At 50.3% G+C, this 18,831-nt stretch carries 15 protein-coding genes; all 15 read right to left on the reverse strand.

Annotated elements, in window-relative coordinates; genetic code table 11:
• Positions 1-145: 145 nt before the first annotated feature.
• The gene (purL, locus tag H8L32_RS02060; RefSeq protein ID WP_186945491.1) at positions 146-4,141 is read right to left on the reverse strand and encodes a phosphoribosylformylglycinamidine synthase; all 3,996 of its coding nucleotides are present in this window, start codon (positions 4,139-4,141) and stop codon (positions 146-148) included.
• 161 nt (positions 4,142-4,302) lie between these two features.
• On the reverse strand, positions 4,303-5,988 hold the full coding sequence (locus H8L32_RS02065) for an ArnT family glycosyltransferase (RefSeq protein WP_186945492.1): 1,686 nt from the start codon (positions 5,986-5,988) through the stop codon (positions 4,303-4,305).
• Positions 5,989-6,137: 149 nt separating this feature from the next.
• The gene (locus H8L32_RS02070) at positions 6,138-7,355 is read right to left on the reverse strand and encodes an EAL and HDOD domain-containing protein (protein ID WP_186945493.1); all 1,218 of its coding nucleotides are present in this window, start codon (positions 7,353-7,355) and stop codon (positions 6,138-6,140) included.
• 40 nt (positions 7,356-7,395) lie between these two features.
• A complete protein-coding gene (gene cheZ / locus H8L32_RS02075) occupies positions 7,396-8,028 on the reverse strand; it encodes a protein phosphatase CheZ (protein ID WP_186945494.1) in 633 nt (210 codons plus the stop codon).
• 30 nt (positions 8,029-8,058) lie between these two features.
• Positions 8,059-8,448: a chemotaxis response regulator CheY gene (gene cheY, locus H8L32_RS02080; protein ID WP_110253727.1), complete on the reverse strand. Its 390-nt coding sequence runs from the start codon at positions 8,446-8,448 to the stop codon at positions 8,059-8,061.
• A 105-nt stretch (positions 8,449-8,553) separates the two neighbouring features.
• Positions 8,554-9,630, reverse strand: coding sequence for a protein-glutamate methylesterase/protein-glutamine glutaminase (locus H8L32_RS02085; protein WP_186945495.1), 1,077 nt, complete (start codon positions 9,628-9,630; stop codon positions 8,554-8,556).
• 59 nt (positions 9,631-9,689) lie between these two features.
• Positions 9,690-10,295, reverse strand: a complete 606-nt coding sequence (gene cheD / locus H8L32_RS02090) for a chemoreceptor glutamine deamidase CheD (protein ID WP_186945496.1) — start codon at positions 10,293-10,295, stop codon at positions 9,690-9,692.
• Positions 10,292-11,191 (reverse strand): CheR family methyltransferase, encoded by a 900-nt coding sequence (locus H8L32_RS02095; RefSeq protein ID WP_186945497.1) that lies wholly within the window; start codon positions 11,189-11,191, stop codon positions 10,292-10,294. The genes cheD and H8L32_RS02095 overlap by 4 nt, the downstream gene beginning before the upstream one ends.
• Before the next feature lie 220 nt (positions 11,192-11,411).
• Positions 11,412-13,160 (reverse strand): methyl-accepting chemotaxis protein, encoded by a 1,749-nt coding sequence (locus H8L32_RS02100; protein WP_186945498.1) that lies wholly within the window; start codon positions 13,158-13,160, stop codon positions 11,412-11,414.
• 82 nt (positions 13,161-13,242) lie between these two features.
• Positions 13,243-13,761, reverse strand: a complete 519-nt coding sequence (locus H8L32_RS02105; protein ID WP_186945499.1) for a chemotaxis protein CheW — start codon at positions 13,759-13,761, stop codon at positions 13,243-13,245.
• A 35-nt stretch (positions 13,762-13,796) separates the two neighbouring features.
• Positions 13,797-15,851, reverse strand: coding sequence for a chemotaxis protein CheA (gene cheA, locus H8L32_RS02110; RefSeq protein ID WP_186945500.1), 2,055 nt, complete (start codon positions 15,849-15,851; stop codon positions 13,797-13,799).
• 51 nt (positions 15,852-15,902) lie between these two features.
• Positions 15,903-16,268, reverse strand: a complete 366-nt coding sequence (locus H8L32_RS02115) for a response regulator (RefSeq protein ID WP_186945501.1) — start codon at positions 16,266-16,268, stop codon at positions 15,903-15,905.
• Positions 16,269-16,319: 51 nt separating this feature from the next.
• Positions 16,320-16,868, reverse strand: a complete 549-nt coding sequence (locus H8L32_RS02120) for a chemotaxis protein (protein WP_186945502.1) — start codon at positions 16,866-16,868, stop codon at positions 16,320-16,322.
• A gap of 54 nt (positions 16,869-16,922) precedes the next feature.
• Positions 16,923-17,846 (reverse strand): flagellar motor protein MotB, encoded by a 924-nt coding sequence (motB, locus tag H8L32_RS02125; protein WP_186945503.1) that lies wholly within the window; start codon positions 17,844-17,846, stop codon positions 16,923-16,925.
• A gap of 17 nt (positions 17,847-17,863) precedes the next feature.
• On the reverse strand, positions 17,864-18,724 hold the full coding sequence (motA, locus tag H8L32_RS02130) for a flagellar motor stator protein MotA (RefSeq protein ID WP_186945504.1): 861 nt from the start codon (positions 18,722-18,724) through the stop codon (positions 17,864-17,866).
• Positions 18,725-18,831: the final 107 nt, after the last annotated feature.

The raw sequence follows: 18,831 nt of genomic DNA on the forward strand, positions 1-18,831 counted from the left end.
ATTTGCCATACTGGTGATGATTTTGACCACGCCAGCCCGATACGTCACCCAGAATGACATCCGTTCCGCGACTACAGCCCCATCTTGAGTCTGACGACTCAGGACAGGGCCGGTCCAGGAGAGTATGGGTTGATCAGACTTGCTATCAACCCACCCAGACACGCGCATTGCGGAACATGCGCATCCATGGAGAATCTTCACCCCAAGCATCTGGATGCCACGAATGCAGGACTGAGCGGAATACGCGCTCAGCATGCGGCATCAATACCGTAAAGCGTCCATCGTCATTGGTGACCGAGGTAATCCCCTGTGGCGAACCATTTGGATTGTATGGGTAAGCTTCTGTCGCCTGACCAGCATTGTTGACGAAGCGCATAGCCACCTGTGCCCTGGCGATATCACCAGTCGTTGAGAAGTCAGCAAAACCTTCACCATGCGCAATAGCGATAGGCGTTTGTGTGCCGGCCATGCCCTGGAAGAAAATGGAAGCTGAGTCAGCCACTTCCACCATGGCAAAACGGCCTTCAAATTGCTCGGATTTGTTTTTGGTAAATTTAGGCCAGGCCTGCGCACCAGGGATGATGGATTTCAGATTACTCATCATCTGGCAACCATTACAGATACCCAGACCAAAGGTGTCATCGCGATGGAAGAATTGCGAGAACTGCTCAGACATCATGCTGTTGAACAAAATGGTTTTGGCCCAGCCCTCACCTGCCCCCAGCACGTCACCATAAGAGAAACCGCCGACAGCGATCAGCCCCTTGAAGTCAGCCAGGTTTGCACGGCCAGCAATCAAGTCACTCATGTGCACGTCTACTGCTTCAAAACCGGATTTGTGCATGACATAAGCGGTTTCTATGTGCGAGTTCACACCCTGCTCACGCAAGATGGCGACCTTGGGACGCACGCCAGTCACAATGAACGGTGCTGCCACATCTTGCTGCGGATCGAAACTCAGCTTAGGCTGCATGCCTGGATCATTGGCATCCACGATGCGTGCATATTCGGCATCAGCACCAGCAGGATTATCGCGCAGACGGGCGATTTGCCAGCTGGTTTTGCTCCACAACTGATGCAATGCAGTTCTAGGCTGCGTATAGATTTGTTTGGCATCACGGGTAAATTCGATGATGCCGCTATTGTTTGGCTTGCCGATGATATGGCTGCAGGCACCCAGATTAAAACTGCGCAAGACATCCATGACTTCTGAACGCTGCTCAGTGCGGATCTGTATCACGGCACCCAGCTCTTCATTGAACAAGGCACGCAGTGTCATGTCATTGCGACGCTCGGACACCTGACTCGCCCAGTTCTTGGCATCACCCTGGTCTGCTGCATGCTCACTATCCATGGTTAGGATATCAAGATTGACGGACAAGCCCGCACGACCGGCGAAGGCCATTTCACACAGGCTGGCATACAGACCACCATCAGAGCGATCATGGTAAGCCAGCAATTTGTCTTCGCCATTCAACTGCTGGATAGCAGCGAAGAAAGCTTTCAGGTCTTCTGCACTATCGACGTCAGGCGCATCGTTACCCAACTGCTGCATGACTTGCGCGAAACAGGATGCGCCCAGGCGATTCTTACCACGCCCCAGGTCGATCAGAATCAGGCTGGTATCACCCTGGTCCAGACGTATTTGCGGGGTCAGTGATTTGCGTACGTCATACACCGGAGAAAAGGCAGAAATAATCAGCGATACCGGTGAAGTCACAGCCTTGCTTTGGCCTTCATCTTTCCAGGTAGTACGCATGGACAGAGAATCCTTACCGACCGGGATACTGATACCCAGTGCCGGGCACAATTCCATGCCGACTGCTTTTACCGTATCAAACAAAGCCGCATCCTGGCCAGGCTGGCCACAGGCTGCCATCCAGTTGGCTGACAGTTTGATATCCGAAATATCTTTAATCGGTGCAGCAGCGATGTTGGTGATAGCTTCACCAACCGCCATACGGCCAGATGCAGCTGCATCAATCACGGCCAACGGTGTACGTTCGCCCATGGACATGGCTTCGCCCAGATAGCCTTCCAGGCTCATGGTGGTCACGGCGCAATCAGCTACCGGTACCTGCCACGGGCCAACCATCTGGTCACGCACTGATGTAGCGCCAACCGTGCGGTCACCAATGGTGATCAGGAATGATTTGTCAGCAACCGTAGGCAGGCTCAATACGCGCTCAGCGGCAACCTGCAGATCGATGCCCGTCAAATCAATTTTTGGGAAGTCATTGCTGACATGGCTAACATCCCTGTGCATTTTTGGTGGCTTGCCCAGCAAGACATTCATGGGCATATCGACTGGTGAAGTGTCATTCAGCGGGTCGATCACGCGTAATTGACGTTCTTCAGTCGCGGTACCCACCACGGCAAACGGGCAGCGCTCACGTTCGCAGAAATGACGGAACAGTTCCAGGCTTTCTGGCGCAATGCCCAGGACATAACGCTCCTGCGATTCATTACTCCAGATTTCTTTCGGTGCCATGCCGCTTTCTTCCAGCGGCACTTTACGCAAATCAAACAGTGCACCACGCTTGGCATCATTCGTAATTTCGGGGAAGGCATTCGACAAACCACCGGCACCTACGTCATGAATGGACAGGACAGGATTATCGTCACCCAACTGCCAGCAGGAATTAATGACCTCTTGCGCACGACGCTCCATTTCAGGGTTGCCACGCTGTACAGAATCAAAATCCAGATCCGCCGTATTGGTACCTGTCGCCATGGAAGAAGCTGCACTGCCACCCATGCCTATACGCATACCTGGGCCACCGAGTTGTATCAACAACGTGCCTACCGGCAAATCATTCTTTTTGGTGTGTCTGTCTGAAATATTGCCGATACCACCGGCAATCATGATGGGCTTGTGATAGCCATATACCGTGCCACCGACATTTTGTTCGAAGGTACGGAAATAACCACCCAGAACAGGACGGCCAAATTCATTATTGAAAGCCGCACCACCCAAAGGGCCTTCTATCATGATCTGCAATGGTGAGGCGATGCGGTCTGGCTTGCCGTAGGCATTCGCATCGATTTTTGCAGTCAGACTGTCACCCGCATTTTCCCAGGCCTGACGCGCGCCCGGCAACATCAGGTTGGACACGGTAAAGCCGGTCAGGCCCGCTTTTGGACGGGCACCACGGCCGGTTGCGCCTTCATCACGGATTTCACCACCAGCGCCGGTAGAAGCGCCCGGGAATGGGGAAATGGCTGTCGGATGATTATGCGTTTCCACCTTCATCAGTGTATGCGTCAGCTCTTCCGTGACCTTGTACACCTGGTCTTTACCGGATGGGAAGAAACGATTGACGACCGCACCTTCCATGATGGAAGAATTATCGCTGTAGGCAACGATGGTGCCCTTGGGTTGCAGCTCGTGGGTATTCTTGATCATCTGGAACAGGGACTTGTCCTGTTTCAGACCATCAATAGTCCAGTCTGCATTGAAAATCTTGTGGCGGCAATGTTCGCTATTCGCCTGCGCAAACATCATCAGTTCGACGTCAGTCGGATTGCGTTTGGCCGTGGTAAAGGCATCTACCAGGTAATCTATCTCATCATCTGACAAAGCCAGACCCAGTTCGCTATTCGCCTGCAGCAGGGCTGCCTTGCCACCTTGCAGTACATCGACATGTTCCAGTTCTTTGGCAACCAGTTCAGAGAACAGTGCCTGGGCTTGCTGTGCATCGGCCAGTACCATTTCGGTCATGCGGTCATGCAGAAGAGCGGCTACCTGTTCACGGCTGCCATCAGCGAGTTTTCTGGCACCACCCAGCAGGCCAGTCTTGACCTGCACATAGTAAATAATGCCACGTTCCAGGCGATGGATATGCGTCATACCGCAATTATGGACAATATCTGTCGCCTTGCTGGCCCATGGTGAAATCGTGCCAAAACGCGGAATCACGACAAACACATCCCCTTCACTACTGGCGGCAAATGCATCGCCGTAGACCAGGAGAGCATTCAGGCGATCAGCGTCTTCCTTGTTCAGTTCAGATGCCGTATCGACAAAATGAACATAGCGACCGCTGACGCCGACAATATTGGCATCGACAGCTTGCAAACGAGAGAGAAGACCGGAGGTACGAAAAGCAGACAGGGCGTTGGAGCCTGGCAATATCAACATGGTGAGCGAGGTAGTTGAGGCAATGTACACAAAAGCTGCGGTGCACATATGCTGGTTGGATCAGAAAGCGAGATTATACCTTGATGCCCAAGCCGACTCCAAACGCAGGCTACAAGATTTCATCCTCAGTAGCCAACTCATTGCAAAACCCAAGACCGAACTCAATTCACAAACAAAGTGCTGCGACCGATTTTTTTACTGCTGACGAATTTGGATGCATATCTCTTGTCGCTAAAATGCGGCAAATCCTCATCCAGAACGATGATACTGACTTTTTTATCATCAGAAATCTTGTCAAACATGGTGTCTGTGACAACAATCTCATTTTTATGCAGCTTATTGCCCCAAAACAAATCACTGCTGCGGCTATCTATGATGCGTACAGGCTTCTTCAGATAAAACGGCAGGGACGACTGATTTTCAAAGACCCGGTATAAAAATACTTCACGCCCACTCTTGTTATTTTGCAATTCAACTGTCATGGGCAAGGTAGATGTCCAGCCGGCCGATGCCTGCAAAACACCAATTGCCGTAAACAATATCATTGCCGGCAATGCCACAAAAGGCAGCACGCCAGTACGCGGGTAACGCCAGACCAGCACACCAATGCCTGCGCTGAGTACAGCCATTGCCACCAGACACCAGTGCACAAAACGCATGCCGCCCAAGCCATAGATGCTCAGCGTTGCCAGCCAGGCACCCTTGCCACCGTCAGCCCACCAGGCCAGCGCAGCAAAAATCCCGGCAAGTACCAGGGCCACCAGGCCGCGCGTCCAGGCACTGACCATGGCCCTGTCTTCCAGTGCAATTGCCAGTTGCAGGGCCGCCAGCGGCATCACCACCACCAGGTAATAATTCGCCTTGGCACTGGAAAGGGAAAAAAACAATACCGGAATAATCCAGGCGCAACTCATGAAACTGCGCAAAGACCTGGGTGTCTGTTGCACAGCTTTCACGAACAGTAACAGCGGCAGGAAAAAGGACCAGGGGAACAGATAAATGATCATCCTGGGCAGGTAATACCACCACGCACCTGCATAGTAATCATGCGGCTCGCGCTTACCCAAAAACCGCAATACATGCTCATTGATGAAATAGAACCAGGCAAAGATAGGTTCGGCCATAATGGCAGCGATATGCCAGGGAGCCGCAATCAGGAAAAACAAGCCCAGTCCGCGCCAGTTCAGCCAGCCGGCTAGGCGGCTGAAAAAATCCCGCACCGAGCTTGCCAGCAAAATGGTATAGGTGAACGTTACTGCACCAAACAGAATAATCGCCACAAAGCCCTTGGCCAGCAAGGCCAGCGCAAGAAACGCCATGGACCAGTACAGGCGCTTTTTCTCACCCGAAATACTGTACAGATAGCCTGACATCAATGCCCCGGTCAGCATCACCGTCAGCAACATGTCAAACATCAGGGTACGGGACATGGCGATCACGCCCAGACCGCTGATAAACATCAGCGCAGCGAGTTTTGCAGCATTCGGGCGTGCGATCTGTCGCCCAAACCACATCATCAAACCGACGCAACCCAGCGCTGACAAGGCAGGCACCAGACGCGCCGCCCATTCATGTTCACCAAACAGGGCAAATGAGAAAGCCGTCAGCCAATACAGCAATGGCGGCTTTTCCATATAAGCCAGGCCATTCAGGTGCGGAATAATCCAGTTATGCCAATCACCAACTGCCAGCATTTCCCTGGGGATTTCGGCATACAGACCTTCGTTATTATCCAGAATCGGGTAAGCACCCAGGCCATAGGCAAGAAAGAAAAAGGCTAATAGCCATACCAGCCAGGCAGGAATATCCGGCAGTTGTACTTTCTGACTAGACTGAACAAAACTCATAAAGACAATAAACTCATTTATCGGTGCGAGCGTATTCTACGCATCTTCAAAATTGTTTTTTGGAAAAGTAACGATTATTCAAACACTTGAGTCAAAACAAAAAAAAGACAAGCAACACGCTTGTCTTTTTATTGCACTCAGAGAAATAATCAGGCTGCCGAAGCAACATTCTTCGCCCAAACCAGCGATGCCATGTGCGCAGCATTCAAATCTGCGGGGGTGATTTTCAGCGATTCGGCCAGCGAACCGACCAGCATGCTGTTGAGCTCACATGCTTCAGCCAGGGCCAGGAAAGGACCATAGGTTCCGCCACGAGAAATCAGTGCCTCGGTCACGACTTCCGGCAATTGCACGGTAGACAGCACTTCTTCCATCGAGATTCCCAGCAACCTGTCCAGCAGAGAAAACATGCCTGCAACGAACAGATTTTCTGCTTCACTCTTGGACATTTTGCCCTGCCCCAGCGCTTCTGCCAAACGGCCACGGATAATTGCTGTTTCCAGCAATACCGGCGAATAGCCACTGGAACTGGCTGTTGCCAGCAATACGGTCAGCCAGCGGTACAAGGGGCTGTATCCCAGCATTTGCACGGCGTGCTTCAACGACTGCACTTCCGAACGCAAGCCAAAACCTGCCGAGTTGATATAACGCAGCAGCTTATAGGCCAGTGTAGCATCACGCTTGACGACGGCTTCCAGTTGCTGAATGTCGGCGTTTTTCCTGACCATTTCCATCAATTGCAAAATGGTGGTCTGTGCCGTGTTCAATGTTTTTGGCGCACTGCTTGGACGTGGGGTCAAATGCAGTTTGCCGACAAAACTATCAAGGCCCAATGCAGAACAGGCATCAAAATCCTGCCATGTCATCACATTGCGGGCCACCATGCGCACTGTTGATTGCTTCAGTGCTGCATAGACTTTGGCCTGGGATGCAAAATTGGCTGCATTCAGTTGCACTTCAAGATGGGTGATCAGGGCAAAATAAGAACGCTCCAGCGTTGTTACTTCTGCACCGCGCAGGCAAACTCCATAACCCAGTTGACGCAATTCAGTGACTGCTGCCAGGGTTACAGGATCAGCGAAATACTTTTTATGCAAAATCAGGACAGTGTTTTCTGCTGGCAGCAACTTTAAACCAGGTGCGTGCAACAACTCTGGTACCGCTTCTAGGAACAGCAGACTGTCACCAAGCAAAAATCCCTTGTCATCATCATGCAGTTCCTCAGCGACAAACTCCATGAGTTCGCTCAGGCTTTCTGTGCTTGATTCAATATCCTGATTAGGCTGTTGCCAGGAGAATTGAAATCCGATTACTCGCTGTTTGGGATCAAGTAATGGTTCCCTGACAATGAAGCTTGCTTCGATCATGTTATCTAGTATGTATGTTAATTAGGTATGAATGAAACAGTCAGAACCCAAGGCTATCAAGCAAATCATCTACCTGCCCCTGATTTGCCACCACCTCGGCATTTCCTTCCGGATTGATTTGCGGACCATTCAACAGTCCATCTGAAATGTCACGCTTTACCTCATCAGGCGAATAGTCAATAAGCAACTGCACGAGTTGCTGTTCCAGACTCTGCGCCAGTTCAGTTACTTTCTTGATGACCTGACCAGTCAGATCCTGAAAATCCTGCGCCATCATGATATCCATCAGATGGGACTTGGTTTCCACGCTATTTTCACTGGCCATTTTCAGGTAAACCTGCATTTGCTGAGCCATATCCTGATACTGCTCAGGTGAGGCTGAACCAGACTGCAGCGCAGCCAAAGCCGCACTCAGCGTTTTGGCTTCTGAATCCAGTGTTTCTTGCAGGGGGATGGCAGCATCCGTTGCATTCAACACACGCTGCGCCGCTTTTTCAGACATTTTTGCAACATAGTCCAGCCGGTCACGTGCATCAGGAATACCTTCTGCTGCACGTTCCAACAATTTATCCAGGCCCAGACCACGCAAGCTATCATGCAACAACCTGGTCATGTGCCCTACTCTGTGCAGGAGGTCGTCTTGTTGAGTATTTTGACTTATGTTCTGACTCATGTTCCCCCCGGTTGAAAACTGATGGTCTGACTATTTCCCCAGTTTTTCAAAAATTTTGGTCAGCTTTTCGTCCAGGGTGGCAGCCGTGAATGGTTTCACGACATAACCATTGGCACCTGCCTGCGCAGCAGCGATGATGTTTTCTTTCTTCGCTTCTGCCGTTACCATCAGTACTGGCATTTTCGACAAGGCTGGGTCAGCACGAATATGCTGCAACATGGTCAAACCATCCATGTTGGGCATATTCCAGTCTGAGATAACGAAATCGAAATCACCATTCTTCAACTTTGCCAATCCCATTGCACCATCTTCTGCTTCATCGACATTGGAATATCCCAATTCTTTAAGCAAATTCCGCACAATGCGACGCATAGTAGAAAAGTCGTCAACTACTAAAAATTTGAGATTTTGATCGGCCATGAATTACTCCACTATTTCTTTAAGGACAGTTATTAGCATTATCGGACAAATTTACATAAAACGGTGCTGAAATTGCAGTAAAGCATTAAATTCTATCTTAATGCATCAAACCCTCAAGGCTCTGCTGCCATGAGTTGCCAGGTAATGCAGGACCTTGGTGGGCAATTCATTCAAGGGACCAACCTCATGCGTGGCCCCAATTGCGATTGCTTCACGCGGCATACCAAATACTACACAACTTGCTTCATCTTGGGCAAAATTGTACGCACCGGCATTTTTCATCTCCAGCATACCAAGCGCGCCATCCTTGCCCATGCCAGTCAAAATAACGCCTACCGCATTTTTACCGGCATAGGTAGCAGCAGATTTAAACAACACATCGACAGAAGGCCTATGCCGGTTCACTGGCGGCCCCTGATCGAGCTGGGTGACATAATTGGCACCACTGCGCCCCAGCAACAGATGCGAATGGCCAGGCGCGATATAAGCATGCCCTGGCAATACCCGCTCACCACCACTGGCTTCGGAAACCGAAATTTTGCACAAGCCGTCAAGACGCTTGGCAAATGAACGGGTAAAACCTTCCGGCATATGCTGGGTAATCAAAATACCCGGACAATCTGACGGCATTTGCACCAGGAAGTTCTTGATCGCTTCAGTCCCGCCCGTTGAGGCACCGATAATAATCAGCTTTTCACTACTTGTCAGCGGATTTTTAACCGGCGGCAACACACCGCCCGTCGCTTGCGTGCCACTTACGGGTGGCAGACTGCGCGGACGGATTCTGGCCTTGGACGCAATCCGGATTTTATCGGTGATCAGCTCGGTGTATTCCAGCATACCGCTCTGGATGGACAACTTCGGCTTGGTAACAAAATCCACCGCCCCCAATTCCAGCGCCCGCATGGTAATTTCCGAGCCCCGTTCTGTCAGCGATGACACCATGATGACCGGCATGGGGCGCAGACGCATCAGTCGCTCCAGAAAATCCAGTCCATCCATTTTGGGCATTTCCACATCCAGCGTCAGCACATCCGGATTGGTCTGCTTGATCAACTCGCGCGCCACCAACGGATCAGGAGCCACGCCGACCACTTCCATGTCGGGCTGGCTGCCTATAATCTCGCTCATGACGCTACGTATCAGCGCCGAGTCGTCAACAATCAATACTTTTATTTTCATTACAAAATACTCCGCAATCAGAGGTGCCCGACAGCTCCAGCCAGGCGTCGATACAGTGACTAGAACAGGTCCACTTCACCACCAACCGCGGTGGTCTTGAGCCTGCTTGCATAATCCTGCTCACGCCTTCTGAGGGTATCGTTATGTTCTACTTTCAATTTCTTCACCAGAACCTTGCCTGTTTTTGGGAAAAAATAGACTTTACGCGGGTAAATATCATTGAGATCTTCAGCAATCACGCGCATTCTTTCGGCGCGCAGATAATCAAGCACAAACTTGGCATTGCGCTCACCAACATTGATGGCGGTAAAACCACGAAGGACATTGCCACCGCCAAATACCTTGGCTTCCATGTTTTCACGCTTCGCCCCGGCTTTCAGGAGTTCATTGATCAACACTTCCATCGCATAGGTGCCGTAACGCATGGATGCAGATACCGGATTATCGGCATCACCCCCGCTATCCGGCAACATGAAATGGTTCATGCCGCCAACGCCTGAAACGCGATCGCGTATGCACGCAGAAACGCAAGAACCCAACACCGTGACTATCAGCATGTCCTTGTTCGTGAAATAAAATTCACCGGGCAGGATTTTGGCGGCATCACAATCAAACGTCCTGTCGTAATAGACGTTCGTGGCAAAATGCTCTTCACTTAGGCTCATGGGTTACCCTTTTGCAGATGACGCGATGCCGTTCTGGTACCTGAAGCAAGGGATTTGGCCAACTCATACACCGTCTTGCCTCTGAGCTTGAAATCATCTGACACGTATAGAAAATTCTCCGAATGGCCGGCAAACAACAGTCCATCTGACTTCATCAAGGGAACAAATTTCTTCAAGATTTTGCTTTGGGTAGGTTTGTCAAAATAGATCATGACATTCCGGCAAAAAATTGCATCAAACTCGCCACTTAAAGGCCAACTGTCTTCCAATAAATTCAATTGTTTGAAAGTAATCAAATCTCGCAATTCAGGCCTGACGCGCACCAGCCCCTCCTGCGCACCTTTGCCTTTTAAAAAAAACTTCCTGGTTCTTTCTGCCGACAGTTTTTCTATACGGTCCAGGTTATAAACCCCGCGCGAAGCTGTTTCCAGGACATTGGTATCAATATCGGTGGCAATGATATGTGCTGGCGGCCGTAGCGTGCCAAATGCTTCGCACAAGGTCATGGCGATGGAATAAGGCTCTTCGCCAGTGGAACTGGCCGAACACCAGATACTGACCGGGTCTTTTTTCCCGGCAACATGTTCGGCAAGTATGGGGAAATGATGCTCCTCCCTGAAAAACGAGGTCAGATTGGTGGTGAGCGCATTGGTAAAGGCTTCCCACTCCGAATCGATCTCCTGATTTTCGAGACTATCCAGATACTCTGAAAATGAATGGATTCCTGTTGCGCGCAAACGACGCGCCAGGCGGCTATACACCATTTCCTGTTTGCTGTCAGCCAAAGAAATACCGGCTCTTTTGTATATCAGGTCTCTGACACGATCAAAATCACGTGCATTGAAAGAAAATTCTTTTGAACTGTCAGACCTGTTTTTGTCGATGGATTTCGTCATTCAATACCTTCCCTAACTTTCACCATCATCTTCAGAAACGTATACCCATTTCTGCACGAAATCTAATTAACACAATACACCATGAAGAATTAATTCCGGGCTAAAAACAGGCCGTGACATCAAAAATTATGTGTCTTTTGTCTGCTTCAGCCACACTGAAGCAGATCTACGCTTCCTTCAATCTAGAACCAGCTGCATTTCAAAACCTAAAACCTGTATTTTAAAATTCTTCCCAGTCATCTTCACTGCGTTTGCTGGCCTCTGCCGCCTGGCGACCCGGCCCGGATGTCGGCCTGTCTGAATCGCTGGCAGCACGCGTGGCAGCCCGTGGCAATGCCTTGACTTCCTGACGGGTTGCAGGCGCAGCTTTGGCTGGCGGCACCTTGCGCACATTGGAATTAGGTTTAACCGTCTGACTGGCCGTCGCCTGCAATTTGAAGACACTGACTGCTTCAGCCAGTGCCACTGCCTGCTCTTCCATGCTTTCTGCCGCAGCCGCTGCCTGTTCTACCAGGGCCGCATTCTGTTGCGTCATTTCATCCATCTGCGTAATCGCCAGGTTCACCTGTTCTATGCCTGAACTTTGTTCCTGGCTGGCCGCCGTGATCTCGCTCATGATGTCGGCCACATGCTGAACGCTGGTGACAATTTCATCCATGGTCTTGCCGGCTTCATCCACCAGCTTGCTACCCTGATCAACCTTGTCCACCGAATCACTGATGAGCGACTTGATTTCTTTGGCTGCACTGGCACTGCGCTGCGCCAGATTGCGCACTTCGGCTGCCACCACAGCAAAACCACGGCCCTGCTCACCTGCCCTGGCGGCTTCCACCGCTGCATTCAGGGCCAGGATATTGGTCTGGAAGGCAATCCCGTCAATCACGCCGATAATATCGACAATCTTGCGTGAACTTTCCTTGATCGAACCCATGGTGCTGACCACCTGCCCCACCACGGCACCACCTTTGACCGCGACACCTGATGCCGATACCACCAGTTGATTGGCCTGGCGCGCATTGTCCGCATTTTGCCGGACGGTGCTGGTCAGTTCTTCCATGGAACTGGCAGTTTCTTCCAGCGAACTGGCTTGCGATTCGGTACGGCTGGACAGGTCTGCATTGCCAGACGCAATTTCTTGCGAGGCGACGGTGATGGTTTCTGTGCCTATCCTGACCTGGCCTACTGTTGCCGCCAGATTGTCGTTCATGTTTTTGAGGGCCTGCAATAGCAAAGCCACTTCATCCGTGCCGGACACAACGACCTGGCTGCGCAAATCACCTTCAGCAACGGTTTCGGCCAAGCCCAGGGCTTCCTGCAAAGGCTGGGTAATACTGCGTGTGATTGCCCAGGCGAACAAGGCACCGACTGCCAGCGCAGACAGCAGGATAAGATACAGCCACATCGTCAGTCTGGCGCCAGCGGCAGCAGAAGTTTCCAATACCTGTTTGGTGGCGACGTCCTGCAAATCGACCAGCTTGTTCATCTCAACAATGGATTTGGAACTCAGGGGATCAATCACAGAAGAAATGATTTTCACTGCGCCTTCTGCATTGAAAGCCAGGGCCTGACCAACGGCATCTTTAAAAGGCTTTTCTATGTCCTTATCGACTTTTGCAATGTCACCAACGATTTTCTTTTCTTCTTCATTCAAGCCAAGAGACAACAGCTTTTCTTTCGAATCGTCATATTTTTTACGTTGCGACTTGACCTTGGCTTCTTCTTTCTGCATTTCACCGACATCTGACTGAATACCGATATTACGCATCGCAATACCGCCTTCCAGCAAGGCGCTTTTCATATTATTTGCCAAAACCTGCTTTTGGCTGGCGAGATTCAAGCCGTCCACCATCGCCTTGCGGTTATTTCCGCTGAGGACATTGACGATTAAGATAACGGTAATCAAACCCGCTAAAATAAAGGCAAAACCGATCCCCAGTCGAGTTCCGATCTTAAAATTCCTAAGGTTCATAGTGTCTCCTCTTCCTTCTTCATTGGCTTCTATATTGTTATTTCTCTACCCGATGCCATCACAGAAAACGACTACCGGCACATCATGCTACAGCCGTATCCACCAGGCCCATCTCCGGACTGGACATGAGCTTGTCAATATCAACCAATATCAACATCCTGTCATCCAGGGTGCCTAGCCCGATCAGGAAATCGGTGCTGAACGTAGTTCCCATTTCAGGCGCCGGTCTTACCTGTTCTGGCAGCAAGGTCGTCACGTCAGACACGCTGTCGACCACCATACCGACAATACGGCCTTCGATATTCAGGATAATGACGACGGTGAACTGATCATAGGTAGGCGTACCCAGATTGAACTTGATGCGCATGTCAACAACGGGAACAATAATGCCGCGCAAATTGATTACACCCTTTAAAAATTCAGGTGCATTCGCGATGCGTGTTACGGCTTCATAACCGCGGATTTCCTGAACCTTGAGGATGTCAATGCCGTATTCCTCATTACCCAAGGTAAAAGCAAGGAATTCATGTCCGGCAATGTCGGATTTATTACCGTCATTATGTGAACTGCCATCACTGCCTGCTTGCGAAAATTGCGTCATTTCTTTTTCCTCGTCTTAAATTTACAACTTATTGGTTATCGCGCCGTGCGCAAAACAGCGGCAACATCAAGAATGAGTGCCACGCCGCCATCACCAAGAATAGTCGCACCGGAAATTCCCGGGACCTTCTTGTAATTTGATTCGATATTCTTCACCACCACCTGCTGCTGTCCAACCAGATCATCAACAAACAAGGCTGCTTTTTTTCCGTCCACTTCAACGATGACGACTATGCCATCCGATGGATCTGTATATTTAGGTTCAATATCAAAGAATTGATACAAGGGTACCAGCGGCAAATACTCGTCGCGTACCTTGACCACACGCCCCTTGCCATTGACTTCCTTGATATCCGCCTTGGCAGGTTGCAGCGATTCCATTACGAAGCCCAAAGGCAGAATATAAATCTCGTTACCGAACTTGATCGACATGCCATCCAGAATCGCCAGCGTCAACGGCAATGAAATCGTGATCGTCGTACCATATCCTTTGGCAGAACGGATATCCACCACACCGCCCATGGCAGCAATATTGCGCTTGACGACATCCATGCCAACACCACGGCCAGACACATCGGTGACTGTCTCTGCGGTAGAAAAACCAGGCGCAAAAATCAGTTGCCAGACTTCCGGATCGCTCATGGAATCTGATACGGTCAAGCCATTTTGCCTGGCCTTGGCCAGAATTCTGTCCCTGTGCAAACCGCCGCCATCATCGCTGACTTCAATCACGATGTTGCCACCCTGATGAACCGCCGACAGTGACAATTTACCAGTTTCGTTTTTACCTGTCTGTGCCCTGGTCGCCGGCATTTCTATGCCGTGGTCAATACTGTTCCTGACCAGATGCGTGAGAGGATCAACGATGCGCTCTATCAGCCCTTTGTCGAGCTCAGTTGACGCACCGTAAGTAATCAGTTCCACTTTTTTGCCCAGCTTGGTGGCCAGGTCACGCACCATGCGCGGGAAACGTGAAAACACATAATCCATAGGCATCATGCGGATAGACATGACAGCCTCTTGCAGATCCCTGGTATTCCTCGTCAAATGTGCAACGCTGCTCAGCAGGCGCTCATTAGCAATGGGGTCCAGGTCCTGGGTGCGCTGTTCCAGCATGGCCTGGGTAATGACCAGTTCACCGATGAGGTTGATCAACTGATCAACCTTTTCTATACCCACACGTATGGTGGATGATTCCTGTGAATTGGCGACTTTCTCTGTTTCTTTTTTTGCTGCCGGTTTTTTATCGTTTGCAACAACAGCCTTGCTCTGCAGCACAGGCTCAGGACTGACATGCTCAGCCTGAGCATCGGCCTTGGGATCTTCTGGCGGGAACATCGCGTCCAGCGGCTCAAAAAAACCATAGCCCAGATCATCATCCGAAGGCGCTGTTTTGGCAACAGGCGCATTGCTCATAGCCTGTTCGGAAATGTTCAGGCTGTCAGGATTCAGGATGAAAGAACAAATGGAAATAATATCGTCCTTGCCTTCATTCGTACGCAGGCTCAGGACTACCTTGTCACCGGCATCTTCGTCACGCGATATGGCACCCAGCAAACCCAGCTCAGACATCAAGGCGGCGGCATCTTCCGGTGTCACTTTTGGCAACTCAATACGGAAGCAGGTTTGATACACCACATTCTGCATGTCGCTATCTGCATTTTTACTGGCAAAGCTGGCCACAGGCGCAGACACCGGTACCACGTCCTGCGACAGGGATTGCAGCAACATTCTGACATCAGCAACCGCATCCTGGTCCACCGGGGTTCCCAGCTTGTGACCATCCAGCTGCATTTTCAGAATATCTTTTGCAATCAGAAAAGCGTCAACATGCTCCGCCGTCAACGCCATCTCACCCTTGCGGATTTTATCCAGCAAAGATTCGAGTATGTGCGTCACCTCGGTCATATCGGTCAGACCAAAGGTGGAAGCACCACCCTTGATGGAATGGGCAGCCCTGAATATAGCGTTCAGATCTTCAGGATCTGGGGAAGCGATATCGACGGCAAGTAACAATTTTTCCTTCTCGGCAAGAAGCTCTTCTGCCTCGTCGAAAAAAACTTGGAAAAACTGACTCATGTCAATCGTCATTATTTCACTCCGTGATTTACATTTGTTTGCCCGGGGAACAGGGACATTTTTTTAGCCAATCACTTTTTTAACTACTTCAGTCAGCTTGTGCGGATCAAATGGCTTTACCAGCCAGCCATTTGCGCCGGCAGCACGACCTTTAGCTTTCATGTCGTCACTGGACTCTGTCGTCAGCATCAGGATAGGCACGCGCTGATAGGCAGGCAATCCGCGCAGTGACTTGATCAGGGTCAGGCCATCCATCCTTGGCATATTCTGGTCAGTCAGCACCAGGTCAACTACCTGACTGCGTGCCTTTTCAAGACCATCCTGACCATCCACGGCTTCAACTACCAGATATCCTGCTGCTCTCAAGCTAAACGCCACCATCTGCCTCAAAGAGCCAGAATCGTCTACAGCTAAAATTGTCTTGGCCATATTTACTCCAATATACGAATTGTAAGCAGCTTAAATGCACTGCCTCTTGATTTAAAATAACTCTATGTCACCGCTATCCAGATGCTTTTGATGCACGGCTTTTCGCAGCAAATTCTTCAGGTCCACACTTTGCTTTTCCAGGCGCATTGTGGTTTCCCGCAACAAAGCAGGCAAATCATCGGTCTCACCATCGTGTTCAAGATCATTGCCCACAACACCGAGCGTACCCAACACTTCCCGCAGACCTTCGCAACGCTGCAAAGTTCTTGAAATCAACTGACTGGTCAAATCCTGAAACTGCAGGCTGGTCACGGCTGCATTGATATGCGTGGAGATATCGCCCTGGATTGCTTTCAGGCGGTTGATACTGTCATCTGTCACAGTACCGGAACCGATGATCAGGTTGATTTCTTCCTGCTCGCTCGAAATCGCTGCGTGCAAGGCCATGAAGCTGAAACCCAGTTTTTCTATCGCTTCACCCAGGAGTATGGCTGTCTGCGCGAGGTCCGTTTCCACTTCCAGCAAATGGGCGTTGCCATGATCAGACACGCCAGACAAAAGTTGCTTGACCTCGGAACCCAACATTTTCTTTTTGGACATCATAAGTATCCTATCTTTACATTTTGACTTAATGATGCTGCGCCAGTACTGCCCTCAAGGCTTCACGGATATTTCAGCGCTTGAGTCGGATTGATTTGCAACTTCAATAGAACCACCATCCTGAGAAGCAGACTGCTCGGCTTTCTTGTTCATGACGATAATACTGATACGGCGATTAATAGGATTCAAAGGATCATCTTTATCAAACAAAACGGATGAGGACAGACCTACTACCCGCAATACCTTGGTCTCATCCATGCCACCATAAATCAACTCCCTTCTCGACGCATTGGCGCGGTCAGCCGACAGTTCCCAGTTGCTATATCCCTTTTCGCCACTACCGTAAGCTGCGGCGTCAGTATGTCCGGACAGACTGATGCGGTTAGGCACGTCATTCAGTGCCTTGCCGATTTCATGCAATATTTCACGGGTATAAGGCTGCAAATCCGCTTTCGCCAGCGCAAACATGGGCCGGTTTTGCTCGTCCACCATCTGTATGCGCAGACCTTCCGTCGTAATATCGAGCAGCAACTGTTTCTTGTATTGTTTCAGCGTTGGATTCGACTCGATGGCTGCCTCGATCTTGCTCTTGAGCCCTTTCAACCTGTCGGCTTCCACTTTCGCCAGAGCGGCTTCGGCAGCTTGCAGATTGTAGGTTTTTTTTTGCGAATCTATCTCACCTTTACGATTTTGCCCTTCACGTGCACTGAGGTCCTTGCCACCGCCCTTGATGACACTGGAACTATCGCCACTACCATCACCACCGGCCATCGCCACTTTCAGCGGCGTTTGAAAATACTCGGCAATGCCGTTCAAATTACCTTTGGCGGTAGAACCAAGCAACCACATCAACAGGAAAAACGCCATCATGGCCGTCACAAAGTCGGCGTATGCAATTTTCCACGCGCCGCCATGGTGACCACCGGCCACCTTTTTAATGCGCTTGACGATAATCGGTCGTAATTCTTCGCTTGCCATCACCAATCCAGTTATTGTTATTTAGACTTTGATTGCTTGATATGATCTTCCAACTCGCTGAACGTTGGCCTTTCGGTGGAATACAGGACCTTCCTGCCAAATTCAACAGCCAGTGCCGGCGCATAACCATTCAGACTGGCCAGCAAAGTCACTTTGATACATTGGAAAGTCTTAGATGATTCATCCAGTTGCTGCTCCATCAGGCTGGACAGAGGGCCGACAAAACCATATGCAAGCAAAATACCAAGGAAGGTACCGACCAGCGCATGCGCAATCAGAATACCCAGTTCAGCCGGGGGAATACCCACTGATTCCATGGTATGCACCACCCCCATCACCGCCGCCACGATACCAAATGCCGGCAAACCATCGCCCAGTTTGGCAATGAAATGTGCGGGCACGGCACCTTCGTGGTGATGCGTTTCCAGTTCATTGTCCATCAAATTCTCAATCTGAAAGGCATCCATATTTCCGGACACCATCAGGCGCAGATAGTCACCAATGAATTCCATCATGTGATGGTCATGCACGATGGAGGGATATTTACTGAAGAGCGGGCTTTCTTCCGGCTTTTCGATATCACCTTCAATCGACATCAGACCTTCTTTGCGGACCTTGGTCAGGACATCAAACAACATGGTCATCAATTCCATGTACAGCGCCTTGGTGTATTTAGAGCCTTTCAATACACTCGGCAGCGCTTTCAGTGTGGCCTTCAGTGTTTTCGCATTATTGCCAACCAGCGAAGCACCAACAGCAGCACCGCCAATCATCAGCAGTTCCAATGGCTGGAACAATACGGCAAGGTGCCCGCCAGACATGACGAAACCGCCAAACACGGAGCCTAATACGACAATATAGCCGACTATAACTAACACGAGCGCTTACTCCTAACAGATGGAATTCACAATATAGCCTACACTAACCTAGTCCAGCCCCGAAAAACCAGAAACGAAAGTTAAATATTGCTTCAGGAATACATTTC

This window comes from Undibacterium hunanense (assembly GCF_014284335.1).
Classification (GTDB): domain Bacteria; phylum Pseudomonadota; class Gammaproteobacteria; order Burkholderiales; family Burkholderiaceae_D; genus Undibacterium; species Undibacterium hunanense.